General features: G+C 66.7%; 12 protein-coding genes and 1 tRNA gene. 7 read left to right on the top strand and 6 right to left on the bottom strand.

The genetic code is table 11. From position 1 onward, the window contains the following. The first annotated feature begins 115 nt into the window (after window positions 1-115). Window positions 116-2,128 (top strand): ABC1 kinase family protein, encoded by a 2,013-nt coding sequence (locus KTJ89_RS08705; RefSeq protein WP_259357405.1) that lies wholly within the window; start codon window positions 116-118, stop codon window positions 2,126-2,128. Window positions 2,129-2,410: 282 nt separating this feature from the next. Here the strand turns inward: KTJ89_RS08705 and KTJ89_RS08700 are convergent. From KTJ89_RS08700 to KTJ89_RS08690, 3 genes are all read right to left on the bottom strand, one after another. Beyond that, a tRNA-Thr gene (locus KTJ89_RS08700) sits at window positions 2,411-2,486 on the bottom strand. Between the two features lie 194 nt (window positions 2,487-2,680). Next, complete coding sequence (locus KTJ89_RS08695) at window positions 2,681-3,541, bottom strand: DsbA family protein (protein WP_139468139.1); 861 nt, start codon at window positions 3,539-3,541, stop codon at window positions 2,681-2,683. Window positions 3,542-3,893: 352 nt separating this feature from the next. Continuing rightward, window positions 3,894-5,888: a serine/threonine-protein kinase gene (locus tag KTJ89_RS08690; RefSeq protein WP_259357404.1), complete on the bottom strand. Its 1,995-nt coding sequence runs from the start codon at window positions 5,886-5,888 to the stop codon at window positions 3,894-3,896. A 65-nt stretch (window positions 5,889-5,953) separates the two neighbouring features. Between KTJ89_RS08690 and KTJ89_RS08685 the strand changes: the two genes are divergently transcribed. Beyond that, window positions 5,954-7,543, top strand: a complete 1,590-nt coding sequence (locus tag KTJ89_RS08685; RefSeq protein ID WP_139468138.1) for an alpha,alpha-trehalose-phosphate synthase (UDP-forming) — start codon at window positions 5,954-5,956, stop codon at window positions 7,541-7,543. A 10-nt stretch (window positions 7,544-7,553) separates the two neighbouring features. After that, a complete protein-coding gene (locus tag KTJ89_RS08680) occupies window positions 7,554-8,531 on the top strand; it encodes a trehalose-phosphatase (protein WP_259357403.1) in 978 nt (325 codons plus the stop codon). 143 nt (window positions 8,532-8,674) lie between these two features. Here KTJ89_RS08680 and KTJ89_RS08675 read toward each other — a convergent pair whose 3' ends face one another. Together KTJ89_RS08675 and KTJ89_RS08670 are read right to left on the bottom strand one after the other, a co-directional pair. Next, a complete protein-coding gene (locus KTJ89_RS08675; RefSeq protein ID WP_259357402.1) occupies window positions 8,675-9,760 on the bottom strand; it encodes a substrate-binding domain-containing protein in 1,086 nt (361 codons plus the stop codon). Beyond that, window positions 9,757-10,740: a LacI family DNA-binding transcriptional regulator gene (locus KTJ89_RS08670; protein WP_139468135.1), complete on the bottom strand. Its 984-nt coding sequence runs from the start codon at window positions 10,738-10,740 to the stop codon at window positions 9,757-9,759. Before KTJ89_RS08670 ends, KTJ89_RS08675 begins: the two co-directional genes overlap by 4 nt. A 237-nt stretch (window positions 10,741-10,977) precedes the next feature. On the opposite strand from KTJ89_RS08670, the gene KTJ89_RS08665 reads away from it, so the two are divergent. The 4 genes from KTJ89_RS08665 (at window position 10,978) to KTJ89_RS08650 (ending at window position 15,628) form a co-directional block, all read left to right on the top strand. Further along, window positions 10,978-11,676, top strand: coding sequence for an ABC transporter ATP-binding protein (locus tag KTJ89_RS08665; protein WP_258041763.1), 699 nt, complete (start codon window positions 10,978-10,980; stop codon window positions 11,674-11,676). Window positions 11,677-11,679: 3 nt separating this feature from the next. After that, complete coding sequence (locus KTJ89_RS08660; RefSeq protein ID WP_259357401.1) at window positions 11,680-13,008, top strand: DUF4032 domain-containing protein; 1,329 nt, start codon at window positions 11,680-11,682, stop codon at window positions 13,006-13,008. Window positions 13,009-13,155: 147 nt separating this feature from the next. Continuing rightward, window positions 13,156-14,043 carry an SDR family NAD(P)-dependent oxidoreductase gene (locus KTJ89_RS08655; protein WP_253903866.1) on the top strand — a complete coding sequence of 296 codons (888 nt, stop codon included), beginning with the start codon at window positions 13,156-13,158 and terminating at the stop codon, window positions 14,041-14,043. 85 nt (window positions 14,044-14,128) lie between these two features. Next, window positions 14,129-15,628, top strand: a complete 1,500-nt coding sequence (locus tag KTJ89_RS08650; protein WP_259357400.1) for an amino acid permease — start codon at window positions 14,129-14,131, stop codon at window positions 15,626-15,628. Window positions 15,629-15,696: 68 nt separating this feature from the next. Here KTJ89_RS08650 and rlmB read toward each other — a convergent pair whose 3' ends face one another. Next, window positions 15,697-16,635 (bottom strand): 23S rRNA (guanosine(2251)-2'-O)-methyltransferase RlmB, encoded by a 939-nt coding sequence (rlmB, locus tag KTJ89_RS08645; RefSeq protein ID WP_139468133.1) that lies wholly within the window; start codon window positions 16,633-16,635, stop codon window positions 15,697-15,699. Window positions 16,636-16,649: the final 14 nt, after the last annotated feature.

Raw genomic sequence — 16,649 nt, 5'->3', positions numbered from 1 at the left:
GACGGACTAGGCTGGAGATGACCGAATCGACGATGTTCGGCTGACAGCCCGAAGCTGAAGGCCCGCAGCGGCCGGCCCACAGCTGAGAGTCCGAACAGGATCAGGAGAGTCATCGATGGAAGCATTGGACGTCGGCGGATATGTGCTGGTGAGCCTCGCCGCACTCGTCTTCCTCTTCCTCCAGTCATGGTTCGCCGCCACCGTGGTCCGTCGCGTCGTCGGCGTCCCCACCGGCTGGCCACGCACGCTGGCCGTCGGTCTCGTCATGAGCGGCGTCGTGGCCGTGACCGTCCAGTACCTCTACCGGGCCGGCACCGGGCAGAACGTCGACGGACTCGACGTCTCCCCCGGAGTGGCGGTGCTGTTCATGGTGCTCGCCCTCGGTTGGATCTTCGCTCTGGGCGTCGGTGCCCTCGTCATGCTCGAAGCGGCCTTCCCGACCGGGTCCCTGCCGAGCCCTCAGTCGCTGTTCTTCGGGTGGAAATCCCGTCGTCGCCGCGGCCGCCGCTACGCCCAGGTCGTGTCCATCGCCGTGCGGCACGGGCTCGGCTCACAGCTGCGCGGCTTCGGAGGGGATTCGCCTGGTCGCGACGTCAAGACCGCGCGAGCGCTCAAGGAATCCCTCGCCGAGGCGGGGGTGACCTTCGTCAAGCTCGGACAGATGCTCTCCACCCGCAGAGACATCCTCCCGCCGGTGTTCGTCCGTGAGCTCGAGACCCTCCAGACCCAGGTCACGCCCGAGCCCTGGTCGGTCATCGAACCGGCCATCGCCGAGCGGCTCGGTCGACCGATCGGAGAGGTGTTCGCACGGATCGGCTCCACGCCGCTGGCGGCCGCCTCGGTGGCACAGGTCCATGAGGCGACCCTGCTCGACGGCACAGAAGTCATCGTCAAGGTGCAGCGGCCGAAGGCGCTCAATCAGGTCACTCAGGATCTCGACATCATCCTGCGGTTGGCGGGTTGGCTGAACAAAACCACAACCTGGGGCAGGGATCTGGGTGTACAGTCACTGGCCGCAGGTTTCGCGAACACGCTCGAGGAGGAACTCGACTATCGGATCGAGCTGGAAAATATGGCCAGCATCGAGAACTCCCTCAAACGGTCGGGGAAGTTCGACGTCACAGTTCCACACGGCTACCCGGGCCTCAGCGGCGAACGCCTGCTGGTCATGGATCGGCTGCCCGGACAGCCGGTCTCACGGGCGGGGGCGCTGCTGACCGGGCTCAGTGATGCCGAGCGGTCCCGGTTGGCGACCACACTGTTGGGTGCCACGCTCGAGCAGATCATCGGTGATGGGATCTTCCACGCCGATCTGCATGCCGGCAATATCTTCATCACTCCCGAGGGGAAGCTGGGGCTGCTCGACTTCGGTGCGGTCGGCCGACTCGATCCGGGCACACAGACCTCACTGGGACTCATGCTCTACTCGATCGACCAGAACGACAGCGCCGGGGCCACCGACGCCCTCATCGAACTCCTCGGACGTCCCGACGGGCTCAACGATCGGGAGGTCGAACGAGCCGTCGGCGAACTCCTGCTGCGCTACGGCGGCGGCACCCGTGCGGCGCAGGGTCAGAAGCTCTTCGATGACCTGTTCAATCTCGTGCTCGCCCACCGATTCTCAGTGCCGGCACCGATCAGCGCCGCATTCCGGGCGATGGCCTCCGTGGAGGGTGCGCTGCTGACGATCGATCCGCACTTCGATGTCGTCGCCGTGTCCCGGCAAGAGGGCAACAGGCTCGTGAGGTCGAAGCTCAAGGGCACGAAGATCACCGATGAGCTGCAGCGTCGGGCCCTGCAGCTGATGCCGATGATCGACCGCATGCCCCGCCGAATCAACAAGATCACCGAGGACCTCGAACACGGCCGGTTCTCGATGAATATGCGCGTGCTCGAGAATCCCTCCGACCGCAGCTTCCTCACCAGTCTGTTCCAACAGCTCATCGTCGCCGTGCTCGCGGGGGCCGCCGTGGTGGGAGCGATCATGCTCATCACCAGCGATGAGGGTCCGCTGCTGACGAAGGACATCCACCTGTACTCGTTCTTCGGCTTCGTGCTGCTCTTCGGCGGCTTCGTGCTGAGCATGCGCTCCCTCATGCTCGTGTTCCGACGCGACGGCCAGACCTAGCCGGTCGCCCGGCGGCTCGCCTCCGCCACTCGACCGCAGCGCTCGGCCACTCGCCTCCGCTGCCTCGTTCAAGGCTGAGCGCACTTTTCGCGCCGTGTACGAATCGATAGCCGCGCTCCGCCTTGAACGAGAGATGTTTGCGCTTGAACGAGAAGCTTGTGCTTGAACGAGCGCGGCCAAAGCCCGTCGCCCGCAGCAGCGCAGATCCCAGCCACGGCACGGCCCGGGTATGAAGAAGCCCCGCGTTCCGCTAGTTCTAGCGGTTCGCGGGGCTTTCCCGAGTGGAGCCCCCTGTCAGACTCGAACTGACGACCTTCGCTTTACAAGAGCGGTGCTCTACCAACTGAGCTAAGGAGGCGTGGCGCGCACCGAGCGTGCGCGCCTACACGATAGTAGTCCATGGCCGGGCCAGGCCACAAAACCGCGGGGACGACGAAGGCCGGGCCCCACCTCGGCGGGGTCCGGCCTTCATTCGTGCACTGCCGGACCGAGCGCTGTCCCGGACGATGTCCGGTCCAGCCCCGGACAGGAACCGATCAGGTCCTCAGGGACTCAGCCCTTGAACTCTCCGGTGGCTTTGAGGATCTCGGTGGCCAGGGCCTGCGAGTCGCTGGTCTTGTCGGTGTGCTTGCCGTTGATGAGCACCCACGGGGTGGCTTCGACACCGTCGTCCAGCGCGGTCTGGCTCGACTGTTCGACGAACTTGTCGAAGGTGCGGTCCGTGACGCAGGACTTCACGGTCTGCTCGGGATCGGCCGTGAGCTTCTTCGAGGTGTCGACGCCGGCGTCCTCGGCCACCTTGAGCAGCTCCTCATCGGTGCGGCCCTCGGTGCCTTCCTCCGGCTGCTGAGCGTAGAGTGCGTCGAACAGGTCCATGGCGACCTCGGGCTGGCTGTCGACGACACAGGCGGCGAGGTTGGCGGCGCGGGTGGAGTACTCGTTGCCACTGGACATGCGGTCGAGGAACGACACCGGCTTGTAGTTGACGACGACCGAACCCTCGTTGGCGAGCTTGCGCAGCATGCTCGCATTGCCTTCCTCGAAGGCCTTGCACCCGGGGCACTGGAAGTCGAGGTAGACGGTGACCGTGGCGGCGCCCTTCTTCGCGCCCTCCTCGGTCGGAGCCGGCAGATCCGATTCCTCACCTTCCGGCATCTTCAGCGGCTGCACGAGCGTGTTGTCCTTGCCCACGGTGATTCCGTCGGAGACATAGTTCGAGGGGCTGACAGCGGGTTTGCTCTGCTGGAATACGAGCACACCGACCACGGCGAGCACGGCGACGACGACCACTGCGATCCCGGTGTACAGGATCGTCTTCGCCGTCTTCTCCTTCTTCGCCTGATTCGCCGCGATCTGGCGGGCGTTCTCGCGTGCGCGGTTCCGCTTGTCGTCCGCGGAGTTGTTCTTCGCCATTGTTCCTCACGTTGGATCGTCTGACATCGGTGCGGCCTGAGGCCCGAACGGTGCGGGACGGCTTCCGCGACCCGACGGCACCACTGTACCGAAACAGGTGCTTCGCCGACTCCCAGAAACATTCAAGGTTCAACTACAATGTTCAACTACCTCGGGCTCTTCCGGCTATCAGTACGGATCGAATCGCACGGTCGCACGGTTGAACAGTGCCCAGGTGCCCAGGTGCACGATCGCCCAGGCGCCCTGGCGCACGATCGCCCAGGTGCACTCTCACATTCCCGCCCGCGCCGGACCAACCCGCCCGCACCGAACCGACCGACCCGCACCAGACCGAACAGTCAGTCCGACCTGCTCACACCGGTCCGGGCAGGTAGTCGAAGGGGTTGATCGTCAGCGGCCACCAGGACATGGCCGCCCCCGACTGGATGACCATGACGGCGAGGATGACGAGCAGCGCGATCACCGCCAACGCGATGAGGCGGCCGAGCTGATTTCGAGTGGCTCCAGAGACGAGCAGACGTGAGCCGAAGCGCAGGCTCGAGGCTCCCGGCCCGACCCACAGCACCAGCGAACCTGCGGCGCCGGCCGCCCACACCGACCATTGTTCGGACGACCCGCTGGGCACGATCCCGGCGATGTCGAGCCGGGTGAGCACGAGCGCGGCGGCGGCTGCGATCGCCGGCAGGATGAGCGAGGCCACCGAGGTCAGGATCGAGGCCAGCATGGCTCCCGGCGCCGAGGCGAGCGCTCGGAAGAATCCGCCCGAATCCGTTCCGCGGTCGAACCGGTACCGCTGGACCTTCCGGTCCAGACGTGTGCCGGTGCGGGCGAGCACCGACCAGATCAGCGCAACGACGCTGACGACCAGCGGGCCGAGTGGCATGACGGCGACGGCCAGGGCGACGAGTCCGAAGACGACCCAGCCGCCCGACTGCACTCGTCGGTACCCCATCGGCGTCCACGGCTGACCGCCGGGCTGCATCTGCTGACCGCCCTGCTGCGTCGGCTGGCCGCCGGGACCGGACTGGTCTCCCCACTGTCCCTGGGCAACCTGGCCGTGCTGTCCGCCGGGACCGTTCGGTCCGACGAGGTTCTGTCCGTGGCCGGGTTGGACGAAGCCGGAACGGCCGAGGTCAGCACCGGCCATCGGGGAGCCCGGGCCCGCTTGGATGCCGCCGTTGGGGTTACTGATCGGCGGTGCGGTCGCCTGCTGCGGCGGCTGCCCGTGCATCTGCCCGGGACCGTAGCCCGCTCCCTGGTTGGACCCGACACCATGACCGGACCCGGCATGATTGGTCGGTCGGCTGGATCCGGGGTACTGCGGCTGCCCGCTGCCGGAAGGGCCGGCTCCCGGGTACCCCGTGCCCGCGCCCAGAGCCGCACCCCCGAACGCTGCCCCCGCTGCCCCGGCACCGCCAAGACCGGCACCACCAAGGCCGGAACCGCCGTGACCGCTGCCGCCGTCGTCGACGGCAGGCATGACCGCAGTGCCGCTCGATGTCCGCTGCGGTCCACCCGAGCCGGCCCCGCCGCTGGGACCGGAACCGAGCTGCGGCATCCGCCCGGACTCGATGTCGACGAGAGCGTCGAGGATCATCTGCCCCGACGGACGACGTTCGGGTTTCGGGTCGAGGCAGGCGGAGATGAGCGGAGCGAAGTTCTTCGGCGCCCCGTCGAGGTCGAATTTGCCCATGGCCACACGACCGAGCACGGCTTCCAAGGGTCCGGAGCCATAGGGGTTGCGGCCGGTGGCGGCGAACGCCATGGTCGCGGCCCATCCCCACCAGTCGGTCTTCTCACTCGACGTCTTGCCGTCGGCAATCTCCGGGGAGAGATAGCCGGGGGTGCCCATGACCAGCCCGGTGGCGGTCACGCGCACTTCGTCGGCGACCTGGGCGATGCCGAAGTCGATGACCATCGGCTCACCGTCCATGATCATCACATTGGCGGGTTTGAGGTCGCGGTGGATGACGCCGGCATCGTGGACGGCGTTGAGAGCGTCGAGGAGGGCGTGGCCGAAGTGTACGAGCTCATCCTCGGCGAAGGGGCCGTTGTCGCGGACATCATCGGACAGGGTCTGCCCGTCGACGAATTCGGTGATGATGAACGGCTGCGCGGAATCGAGTTCGGCGTCGAGCACCTCGGCGATGCGGGGATGGCGGATCCGGCGCAGGGTGCGGGTTTCGCGGGCCAGACGCTTCCTGGCGGTCTCGTCATTGGCGATATGCGGATGGAGGACCTTGACCGCGACCGGGTTGTTTCCGCCGTCGACACCGAGGTAGACGACACCCATGCCGCCCGAGCCGAGCTCCTCGATGAGGCGGTAGCCTCCCAGTTCCTGATCCATCACCTGGCCAAGCCTAGTCGAGCGAGTACAGTTCATTCCAAGGACCGACACAGGAGGAGGCGCAGATGAGCACCGTCGACTCTGCCGAGCCCAGCACCGAGATCCCCTACGGCGACAGCGATTTCGTCGTCGTGGCAAACCGCCTGCCCGTCGACCGCGATCCTGACGACGAGAATCGCGGATGGCGCACCTCACCTGGGGGTTTGGTCACTGCAGTGGCTCCAGTGATGAAGGCCCAGGAGGGGGCGTGGATCGGGTGGACGGGCGTCGCCGACGAGGATTTCGAACCCTTCACCATCGACGGCATGCACCTGACCCCGGTGACTCTGACAAGTGAGGATGTCCTCAGGTACTACGAAGGGTTTTCCAACGCCACACTGTGGCCGCTCTATCACGATGTCATCGTCCCTCCCGAGTACCACCGCACCTGGTGGGACGCGTATGTGCGGGTCAATGAGCGCTTCGCGGCCAAGGTCGCCGAGGTGGCTGCGCAGTCCGCGACCGTGTGGGTTCACGATTATCAGCTCCAGTTGGTTCCGCAGATGGTCCGACGTCTGCGCCCTGACCTCGCGATCGGGTTCTTCAACCACATTCCCTTCCCGCCCTACGAGCTCTTCGCTCAGCTGCCGTGGCGCGACGAGATCCTCCGCGGGCTCCTCGGCGCCGACCTCATCGGGTTCCAACGGCCGGCGGACGCAGCGAACTTCCGCCGTGCCGTCCGCGGGCGTCTGGGATACGCGACGAAGGGGTCGACCGTCTCGGTTCCGCCGGGTGACTTCCTCCCGGCCCACCTCGTCCGCGCCGAGCCGTTCCCGATCTCGATCGACACCCCTTATCTCGAGGAGCTCGCCCGCGATCCGAAGATCGTCGAGAGGGCGAAACAGATCCGCGAGGAGGTCGGCAATCCTCGGGTGGTCATGCTCGGCGTCGATCGGATGGACTATACGAAGGGCATCCGCCACCGGCTCAAGGCGTTCGGGGAGCTGCTCGCCGAGGGCCGACTCGATGTCGAGGATGTCGTGCTCATTCAGATCGCGACACCATCGCGGGAGCGGCTCGAGCAGTACAAGATCATCCGCCACGACGTCGAACTGGCCGTCGGGCGGATCAACGGTGAGCAGGTCGATGTCGGATCGATTCCCGTGCGCTACCTCCACCATTCCTATCCGCGCGACGAGATGACAGCGTTCTTCCTCGCCGCCGATGTCATGCTTGTGACCGCTCTGCGGGACGGAATGAATCTCGTTGCCAAGGAATATGTGGCGTGCCGAAGGCGAGACGACGGAGCCCTCGTGCTCTCCGAATTCACCGGGGCTGCCGAACAGCTCAAGGGCGCGGTGATGGTCAATCCCCACGACATCGCCGACCTCAAGGCGGGCATCCTCGAAGCCGTGCAGATGGACGAGAGGACTCGCACCCGCCGGATGAAGCAGATGCGCAAGAGGGTCGCCACGGACACCGTGAGCCGGTGGTCGAAGAACTTCCTCGCCGAACTCGAGCACATCAAGGACAATCCCGAGGTCATCGTCCCCGAACGGCCCGTGGTGCAGAAGAACCGGACCGCACCGCCGCCGGATGTGCCGGCGGCCCCATCAGATCGCGCCGACAGACCCGATGATGCCGAGTGGACAGACGATATCTCCACCGCCCGCTAGGAGAAGAACAGTGACATCGAAGCCGACCGTGCTCGGTCCTGCCCCCTCCGCCCCCGCCGAGGTGGCCCTGCGCGATCTCGCCACCGCCGATTCGTTGCTGCTGGCCCTGGATTTCGATGGGGTGCTCGCACCTCTTCAGGACGATCCCTCGACGTCCCGGATGGTCCCCGAATCGGCCTCGGCCATCGCGGCGCTTGCCGGTCTGCCGCGAACTCGGGTGGCGCTGGTGTCCGGACGCGATATCGCCACCCTGCGACGCCTGTCCGAGGCGCCGGACTCGGCGTGGCTGATCGGTTCGCACGGCGCAGAGGCCGAGCTCGGCACCGACGCTGGTCGCAATCCCGACACCGCAATGGGCCGGTCCCCCGAGCTCGCTCCGGCCGAGGCGGAGATGCTCGCCGCCATCGACACTCACCTCGACGCGTTCGAACACACTCTTCCGGGCGCTGATGAATGCCCCGGTTCGGCCGCGGCGACCACAGGTGCGGCCGCGACGACGGGTTCGGCCGCAACGATTGGCGCGAGCGACTCGGGCCATGCCGACGGCCCCTCGGATTTCCTCATCGAGCGCAAACCCTATTCGCGGACGGTCCACACTCGCGGACTCGCCCCCGAGGCCGCCGCGGCCCTCCATGAACACGCCCTCGACGTGGTCGAGGAGTTCCCGGACATCCGTGTCATCGAAGGCCACGACATCACCGAACTTGCCGTCAAACAGGCAACGAAAGGCGATGGCATCCGGCTGCTCGCCCGTGCCGGCGAACCGACGGCAATGGGCTACCTCGGCGACGATGTCACCGATGAGGACGCCTTCGCGGCCCTCGACGAACTCACGGACTCCCGTGCTCTGAACGCTGGTCTCACCGTCAAGGTCGGGCCCGCGCCGACTCGCGCTTCATGGCGGATCGCCGATCCTGCAGCCGTGACCGAACTGCTCGGCCGCCTCGTTGCCGAACGCACGGAATTCCTCCGCACCGTCCACGACTGAGGTCGAGCCGACTCGCCGAAGATGATCCGGTTCGCGACCGGCATCGGACCGCCTCGTCACACTCCGGTCGATCCGACTCACCGGTCGGATCCACATCACGGCAGGACCGCCTCGGCGAGGATGATTGCGATCGAAACCCGAGATCAGCGGCGCTGCGGGGGCACGGCGCTGGCCCGGAGGACGAGATCCGGGTCGACCGTGTAGTCGACATGTACGCGCGCGTCACCGGCGGCGATCATCGCGCGGATCTCGTCGATCGCCGACTGCGCCACGGTCGCCCAGTCATAGACGACCTGCGACAGGGGCGGTTGGACGACATCGGCGTCGGGGACGTCGCCGACCGTGAGCAGGGACAGGTCCCTGGGAACGTCGAGTCGCAGCCGTTGGGCGGCCTCGAGCATGCCGAAGGACAGGGACGGGGCGCAGGCGATGACGGCGGTGCAGCGTAGGTCGAGCAGCTCCTCGGCGGCGGCGACTCCGGCCATGGCTCCGCCGGCAGCCTCGACGACGGGGGCCTGATCACGGGTGGCGGGAATGTGGAGGATCCCTGCCATCGATCTGCGGAAGCCGGCGATCCGGGCCGGGGCAGCCGAATCGCGCAGCACGGCGAGCCCGATGCGTTTGTGGCCGAGGTGGACCAGGTGGGCCACGGCGGTCTCAATTCCGCCTGTCGCGTCGAGGTAGATGCGCGAGATCCCGTCGTCGTGGCGGGCATTCGAAATGCGGATGAGCGGCAGCCCACGTTCGGCGAGCATCCCCGCAAGCACACCGGCGGCACCGCCGCCGACGACGACGGCTCCGGAGATCGTGGGCCCGCCGTGTTCGCTGCCGAGGATCGTCTCGAGGAGGGCCTCATTGCGTTCGGCGATGGCCTCGATGTGGACGACGGCGATGCCGAGTCCGAACATCCGGTTCGTCAGGATCTCCGCAAGCCGCGAATACGGGTCCACGTTGCCTGCTGACACTGCGGGTTTGATGAGCGTGATGAGCGACGAGCCGGCACCCGATCCAGCCCCAGCACCGGATCCTTCCCGTGTGCCGGATTCGGCGTACGGGGTCTGGCCGGCAGCGCCGAGGATCGCCAGAGCCTGCCGCACCTTCGCCGACGAGGCGGCCGACACCGATTCGGGATCGCGCAGAGCTCGTGAGGCGGTGGCTTTCGAGACTCCGGCAGTACCGGCGATCTCGGCGAGACGGACGTGCCGGTGCTCGGGCAGGTGTTCGCTCATTGGCGGGCCGCCGTCGTCGAGGTTCGGGCGACGAGTCGAGGACGGAACACCGGAGGCACCGAAGGCAGACCCGTCGTCGAGATCCGCAGGGTCTGCAGCGTCGCATCGATGAGGGCATTCGACAGCCCCTCGACGTCGAGGCCGAGCACCGTGGCCGGCGGGCCCGTGAACTTCATCGTCGGGGAATCGCCGAATCCGACGACCGACATGTCCCGCGGCACCTGCAGATGCCGGTTCCGCAGACCGTGGAGGGCTCCGTGCAACTGCAGCGCGGACTGGACGATCACCGCTGTGCAGGTCGCATCCTTGAGTTCGAGCACCGCACGCGATCCGCCGGAGAACGACTTCGGCACCCGTGAGATCCAGTCCTCGAGGTTGAGCCCGAGATTTCTGGCCGGATGTTCGGCGAGGAAGCGGCGGATGAGCTGGACGGCCAGTTCACCGCTGTCGTTGCAGATCAGCCCGATGCGCCGGTGTCCGATCGCCCGCAGATGTTCGAAGGCCGTGGTCATCCCACCGCCGAGGTCGAGGCGCGCGGCGATGACCTCCGTACCGGCTTCGGAGACCTCCTCGGTGGCGGACTGTTCGGCGACGCGGATGCAGGGGATCTCCGTATTCAGACTCGTCATCGTCGTGGTCACCAGGGCCACTGCGCCCGCCTCGATTGCGGTCTGCAGCGGTTCCGGGTCGGTTTCGACGAGCGGGCGGGTGACGAGGAGATCATGATCCTGCAGGGCCTTGGCCACGCGGGTGCAGACCTGGACCTGCCAATGTTCGGGATTGCCTGGAGCGCTGACGGCCACGAGCCGCCTCGGCGCATCATGGAGCAGGGTCGAGCGCGAATAGCCGAGCTCGCTCATCGCCTCCAGCACCTTCGCCCGGGTCGACTCGGCGACGGCACCGCGGCGACCGAGCACCCGGGAGACCGTGGCCAGAGAGACTCCGGCCCTGGCGGCGACCTCGTCCAACGTGACCTTCATACGAGTCAGTCTACTTTCGCGCCGCGGTATGCGTCGGCGCATCCGGCGGGGGTGGACGCCGCGGTATGCGTCGGCGCACAGCCATCGTGCTGAGAATCACTCTACGCTTTGTCGAATTCACAGAGCACCCCAATCATCCACCCCTTAGGATGAGAGTGACTGAGCATCCCTGCCGGGTCACCGACGACCAGCTGCTCACGGAGTTATTCAGAAGTTTTAGGAGGACTTATGTCAACGGTGTCGTTGAATGGCCTCAGTCATGTCTACGAGAACACGACGTCCGAATCCGTCCACCCGTTCAATCTCTTCGTCGATGACGGAGAGTTCCTCGTCCTCTACGGACCCAGCGGGTCGGGCAAGTCGACGATCCTGCGAATGCTGCACGGACTTGAGACCCCGAAGTCCGGCACGATCCTCATCGACGGCGCGGATATCACCCACGCGGCCGTCAACGACCGCGATGTCACCCTGGCCCTGGAGAGCTACGCGCTCTACCCGCATATGAGCGTGCGCGACAATCTCGGCTTTGCGCTGCGCGTCGACGGCCTGCCCGCCGACGAGATCACCGAACGCGTCGAATCCGTGATGGACAAGATCGGGCTGAGCGACATCCTCGATTCGGTTCCCGGAGACCTCACCCAGCTGCAGCGCCAGACCGTGGCCCTGGCGCGTGCCGTGGTGCGCCGACCCAAGGTGCTCATCATGGACGAGCCCGTGGTCAATCTCGTCCCCGAGCAGCAGGCTGAGACCCTTGCTCTCATCAAGCAGCTGCAGCAGGAATTCGGGCTGACGACGATCTACGCCACTTCCGATCTCGAGGATGCGAAGGTCCTCGGCGACCGGATCGCCTTCCTCGATCGCGGACGGCTCATCGGCGTGGAGACACCCGACCTCGCCGAGGCGCTCGTGGCCTCGGTGTCCGACACGGACTCCTGAGCCGTGCCGGGAACCCTGCCCCCGCCGGACCCGTCAGCACAGGCCTCACCGTCGGCGACGACGCCGATCGACGCAACCGCATCGGTCGACGCAGCCGCTCCCTCACCGGAGATCCACACTGTCCGGAACGCCGATCATGCGGCCCTGGCCGAGCTCCCCTGGCACCTGCCCCTGGCCGAGTGGCCGGAGAAGCTCCTCGGCGGTCTGCCCCGCGGAATCTCCCGCCACGTCGTACGCTATGTCGAGATCGGAGACGAAGTCCTCGCGATCAAGGAGACCGACGATGCGCAGGCCACGCGTGAGTTCGACATCCTCGGTGCGCTCGGCAACCTCGACGTCCCCCTCGTCGAGGCCCGCGCCGTCGTCGGAGGGCGCAGGACCGCATCGGGCCAGGCACTCAAGGGCGCTCTCATCACCGCCTATCTCGAGTTCTCTCTGCCCTACCGTGCACTGTTTTCCCGTGACCTGGCCGAGGACACCGGCGGCCGCCTCGTCGACGCTCTGGCTGTTCTGCTCGTCCGCCTCCACCTCGTCGGCTTCTACTGGGGAGACGTGTCCCTGTCGAACACGCTCTTCCGCCGCGACGCCGATGCCTACGCCGCCTATGTCGTCGACGCCGAGACCGGCGAGCTGCACGACCAGCTCTCCGACGGGCAGCGGAACATGGACCTGCGGATCGCGCGGATGAACATCGCCGGGGACTTCCTCGACCTGCAGGCCGCGGGACTCGTCGCTCCCGAGACCGATCCGCTGGCGGCCGGTGAACGGCTCTGCGAGTCGTACAACGCGCTGTGGGCGGAGCTGACCCGGGTCGAGGAATTCAGCGTCAACGAACGCTGGCGCATCGACGAACGCATCCGCCGCCTCAACGACCTGGGCTTCGACCTCGGCGAACTGACCGTGACGACGGATCTCGACGGCATCAGCCTCCTCGTGTCCCCGAAGGTCGTCGAACCCAACCACCACTCACGGCGTCTGCTGCGCCTGACCGGGATCGGCGCGAACGAAAACCAGGCCCGAGCGATGCTCAACGACCTCGATTCGTTCCGTTCGGCTCCCGAGATCGCCGAATTCGACGAACTCGACGAATCCCAAGCCGCCCGCCGCTGGCTCGACGAGGTGTACAAACCCCTCATCCAGGCGATCCCGGAGAACCTCACCCGCAAGCTCGAACCCGGGCAGATCTTCTACGAATTCGCCGAGCACCGCCGCACCATGGCGCGCGCCCGTCAGCGCGACATCCCCACGATGGAGGCCATCGCCTACTTCATCGTCGACTACCTGGCGAACCTCCCCGACGAGATCCGCTACGTCGACAGCAAGAAATTCTGACCCCCTCCCCGAGGCGGTCCTGACCTCAGCCGATGTTCCACAAGGTGAAACGGGAACGGCGGGACCGCCTCGGCGGGCATACCTTTGAAGTCCACGGAGCGACATCGGTGTCGCTCCGGAACCGAACCCCGCCCGGAAGGATTCCCGATGTCGACGAACGAGCCGATGCCCACGAACGAGAACAACCCGTCGATCCCGTCCCTGTTCGACCTCAGCGGGCGCACGGCCGTCGTCGTCGGGGCCGGCTCCGGACTGGGACAGGCCAGCGCGATCGGGCTCGCCGATGCGGGGGCGCACGTCGTCGTCGCCGACCTCAACCTCGCCGGCGCCGAGGAGACCGCCGCCCTCATCGCCGCTCGCGGGAGCGGGTCAGCCGCCCACTCCACGGCGCAGGGTACGGCATCGGACGGATCGGCCGCGCCGGGAACGGACGGAACGGCCACGGCTGCAGCCGTCGATATCACGGACACGGCCTCCGTCGATGCCCTCGTGGACGCCTGGGCCGATGCCGAGATCCTCGTCATCACACCGGGAGCGAACGTGCGCAAACGCCTCGTCGACACCACCGATGACGAGTTCGACCGGGTCATCGACATCAACCTCAAGGGCACGTACCGGCTGATGCGCGGTTTCGGCCGTGAGATGGGTGAGCGGGGTCGCGGATCGATCGTCACCTACGCCTCATTCCGGGCGCTGGCCATCGAACCCGGCCAGGGAATCTATGCGGCAGCGAAAGCCGGTGTCGTCCAACTGACGAAGACAATGGCCAGCGAGCTCGGAGGCAAGGGCGTGCGCGTCAATGCGATCCTGCCCGGCCCCTTCGACACTCCCCTGACCCAGCAGATCAAGGCCGACGGCAAGTGGTGGGACGCGTATGCGGACAAGACCGCCCTGGGCCGCTGGGGTCGCCTGCACGAGATCGCCGGTCCCGTTCTGTTCCTCGCCTCGGACGCCTCGAGCTATGTCACCGGGCACTCGCAGCTCGTCGACGGCGGCTGGATGGCGCAGGACGGCCGGTTCACCCCCGACGTGTGAGATCCGCGACGCTGCCGGGCGGAGTGACCAGTGACCACGCGGGGGTCCGTCGAGACAATATTCATGATTATGCAAGAATATTCAAATGACCGTTTCGCACACTCCGCCCACCCCGCCGGCGCACACTCCCACAGGAGTGCTGCGGCAGCTGGGGCGACGCAAGTCGATCAGCGCCATGACCGCCGAGGCCCACACCGATGCGCAGACCGCGCAGCAGGGTGGGCTGCGGCGGACCTTCGGCGTCTTCCAGCTGACGATGATCAGCGTCGGCGCCACTTTGGGCACGGGAATCCTCGTCATCCTCGGCGAAGCCGTCCCTGTGGCCGGCCCCGCAGTGTGGCTCGCTTTCGTCCTCGCCGGAATCACCGCGCTGCTGTCGGCGGTCAGCTATGCCGAGATGGCCGGAATGGTGCCGGTGTCCGGGTCGAGCTACTCGTATTCCTACGCCACCCTGGGTGAGGGCGTCGCCTGGGTCTGCGGCTGGTGCCTCGTCCTCGAATACGCGGTCTCGGTCGCGGCGGTCGCTGTCGGCGCCGCCGACTACGTCAACGAGACCCTGCGCGTCTTCGGCCTCGAGCTGCCCGCATCGCTGACCGCGGGGCCCGGAGTGGCGGACTATCCCGGCGGCGTCATTAATGTCTCTGCCCTCATCGTCGTGGCCTTGGCGACCGTGCTGCTGATGCGCGGCGCCCGCGAATCCGGTGTCGTCAACACCATTCTCGTGTTCGTCAAGATCGGCATCCTCGTCTTCTTCGCCATCGTCGCGTTCACCGCGTTCAAGGCCGGCAACTTCGCGCCGATGCTGCCGATGGGTGCCGCCGGAGTCACTGCGGCCGCATCCAGCGTGTTCTTCTCCTATATCGGCTTCGATGCCGCGTCCACGGCCGGTGAGGAAGCGAAGAATCCGCGCCGGGATCTGCCGCGGGCGATCATCTTCTCGATGCTCATCGTCACCTCGATGTACGTCCTCGTCGCCGTCACAGCGATCGGTGCACGGCAGTGGCAGTGGTTCGACGGCGCTCACGCCCCGCTGGTCCAGATCGTCGAGGAGATCACCGGGTCGAATATCGCGGTGCTGCTCTTCGCGGTGGCCGCGGTGCTCGCGATCTTCTCCGTCGTCATCACCGTGCTCTACGGTCAGTCGCGGATCCTGCTGACGATGGCCAGGGACGGAATGGTGCCGAAGATCTTCGGCCGCGTCTCCCAGCGCACCGGTACCCCGTTGGTCGGCACTCTCATCGTCGGCGGCCTCGTGGCCATCACGGCGGCGTTCATTCCGCTCGGCGAACTCGCCGACGCCACGAGCATCGGCACCCTGTTCGCGTTCTGCCTCGTCAACATCGCCGTCATCTACCTGCGGTTCAAACGCCCCGACCTCGAGCGCTCATTCAAGGTTCCGTTCGGGCCGGTCGTGCCCGCGCTGGGAGCCGTGGCGTGTGCGTTCCTCATGGTCAACCTCGGCGGGCGGACATGGATCGTCTTCGGAGCGTGGATGGCCGTCGGCGCGATCGTCTACTTCACCTACAGCCGCCGCCACTCAAGAGTCGGGGCATTGGACGAGCAGACCTACCGCACCTCCCTCTAATTACTACCTGACGGCGGCCCAGCAACCTCGCGCGAGGTTGCTGGGCCGCCGTCAGGTAGTAAGAGGGGTCAGGGGCGGCGGGCTCTTGCCACCTCGTAGAGGGACACGGCAGCGGCGATGCCGGCGTTGAGCGATTCCGTGGTCGCGGCGATCGGGATCGACACGATCTGATCGCACTTCTCCGCGATGAGCCGCGACAGCCCCTTGCCTTCGGAACCGACGACGATGCACAGCGGGTCGCGGGTGAAGGTCAGCTCGGGCAGCTCGACGTCACCGTCCATGTCGAGGCCGACGACGAAGACATTCTGCTTCTTCAGCTCGTCGATCGCCCTGGCCAGGTTGACCACCTGTGCCACGCGGATTCGCGATGCGGCGCCGGCCGAGGTCTTCCAGGCCGCTGCCGTCATCGAGGCGGCGCGACGTTCGGGGATGATCACTCCGTGACCGCCGAAGGCCGCCGTGGACCGGACGATGGCACCGAGGTTGCGCGGATCCGTGATCCCGTCGAGGGCCACGAGCAACGGCGTCTCGGCACGTTCGGCCGCGAACTCGAGCAGATCGGAGGGATCGGCGTAGTCGTAGGGCGGGACCTGCAGGGCGATGCCCTGGTGGATCGCGTCATCGGTGAGCCGGTCGAGGTCGGGCTTGCTCGCTTCGAGCATCGAGATGCCGCGCTGAGTCGCGAGAGTGATCGATTCGCGGACCCGATCGTCGGAGTCGATGCGTCCGGAGACGTACATCGCGGTGGCCGGAACGCCCTCGCGCAGTGCCTCGAGGACCGAATTGCGCCCGGCGACCATATTCGGTCCGAGTTCCTTCTTCTTCCGCTTCGCCTGCGCCGAGGCGTTCGAGCTCTTGCGCTGCTGCGCGGCCTTGTGCGCCTTATGATAGACGCGGTCCTCGGCTTTCGGCGTCGGTCCCTTGCCGCGCAGGCCGCGCTTGTTCTTACCGCCCGACCCCTTGGTCGGACCCTTCTTCGAACCGCCGGAGCGGGGATTGGAAGCCATCTGATTCCTTCAAA

This window comes from Brevibacterium sediminis (assembly GCF_024895295.1).
Taxonomy (GTDB): Bacteria; Actinomycetota; Actinomycetes; order Actinomycetales; family Brevibacteriaceae; genus Brevibacterium; species Brevibacterium sediminis.
This window is presented reverse-complemented; position numbering and strand designations above follow the sequence as displayed.

Coding starts and splice junctions, on each gene's coding strand:
- KTJ89_RS08705 (WP_259357405.1), top strand. CDS start 116: ATGGAAGCATTGGACGTCGGCGGATATGTGCTGGTGAGCCTCGCCGCA.
- KTJ89_RS08695 (WP_139468139.1), bottom strand. CDS start 3,541: ATGGCGAAGAACAACTCCGCGGACGACAAGCGGAACCGCGCACGCGAG.
- KTJ89_RS08690 (WP_259357404.1), bottom strand. CDS start 5,888: ATGGATCAGGAACTGGGAGGCTACCGCCTCATCGAGGAGCTCGGCTCG.
- KTJ89_RS08685 (WP_139468138.1), top strand. CDS start 5,954: ATGAGCACCGTCGACTCTGCCGAGCCCAGCACCGAGATCCCCTACGGC.
- KTJ89_RS08675 (WP_259357402.1), bottom strand. CDS start 9,760: ATGAGCGAACACCTGCCCGAGCACCGGCACGTCCGTCTCGCCGAGATC.
- KTJ89_RS08670 (WP_139468135.1), bottom strand. CDS start 10,740: ATGAAGGTCACGTTGGACGAGGTCGCCGCCAGGGCCGGAGTCTCTCTG.
- KTJ89_RS08655 (WP_253903866.1), top strand. CDS start 13,156: ATGTCGACGAACGAGCCGATGCCCACGAACGAGAACAACCCGTCGATC.
- KTJ89_RS08650 (WP_259357400.1), top strand. CDS start 14,129: ATGACCGTTTCGCACACTCCGCCCACCCCGCCGGCGCACACTCCCACA.
- rlmB (WP_139468133.1), bottom strand. CDS start 16,635: ATGGCTTCCAATCCCCGCTCCGGCGGTTCGAAGAAGGGTCCGACCAAG.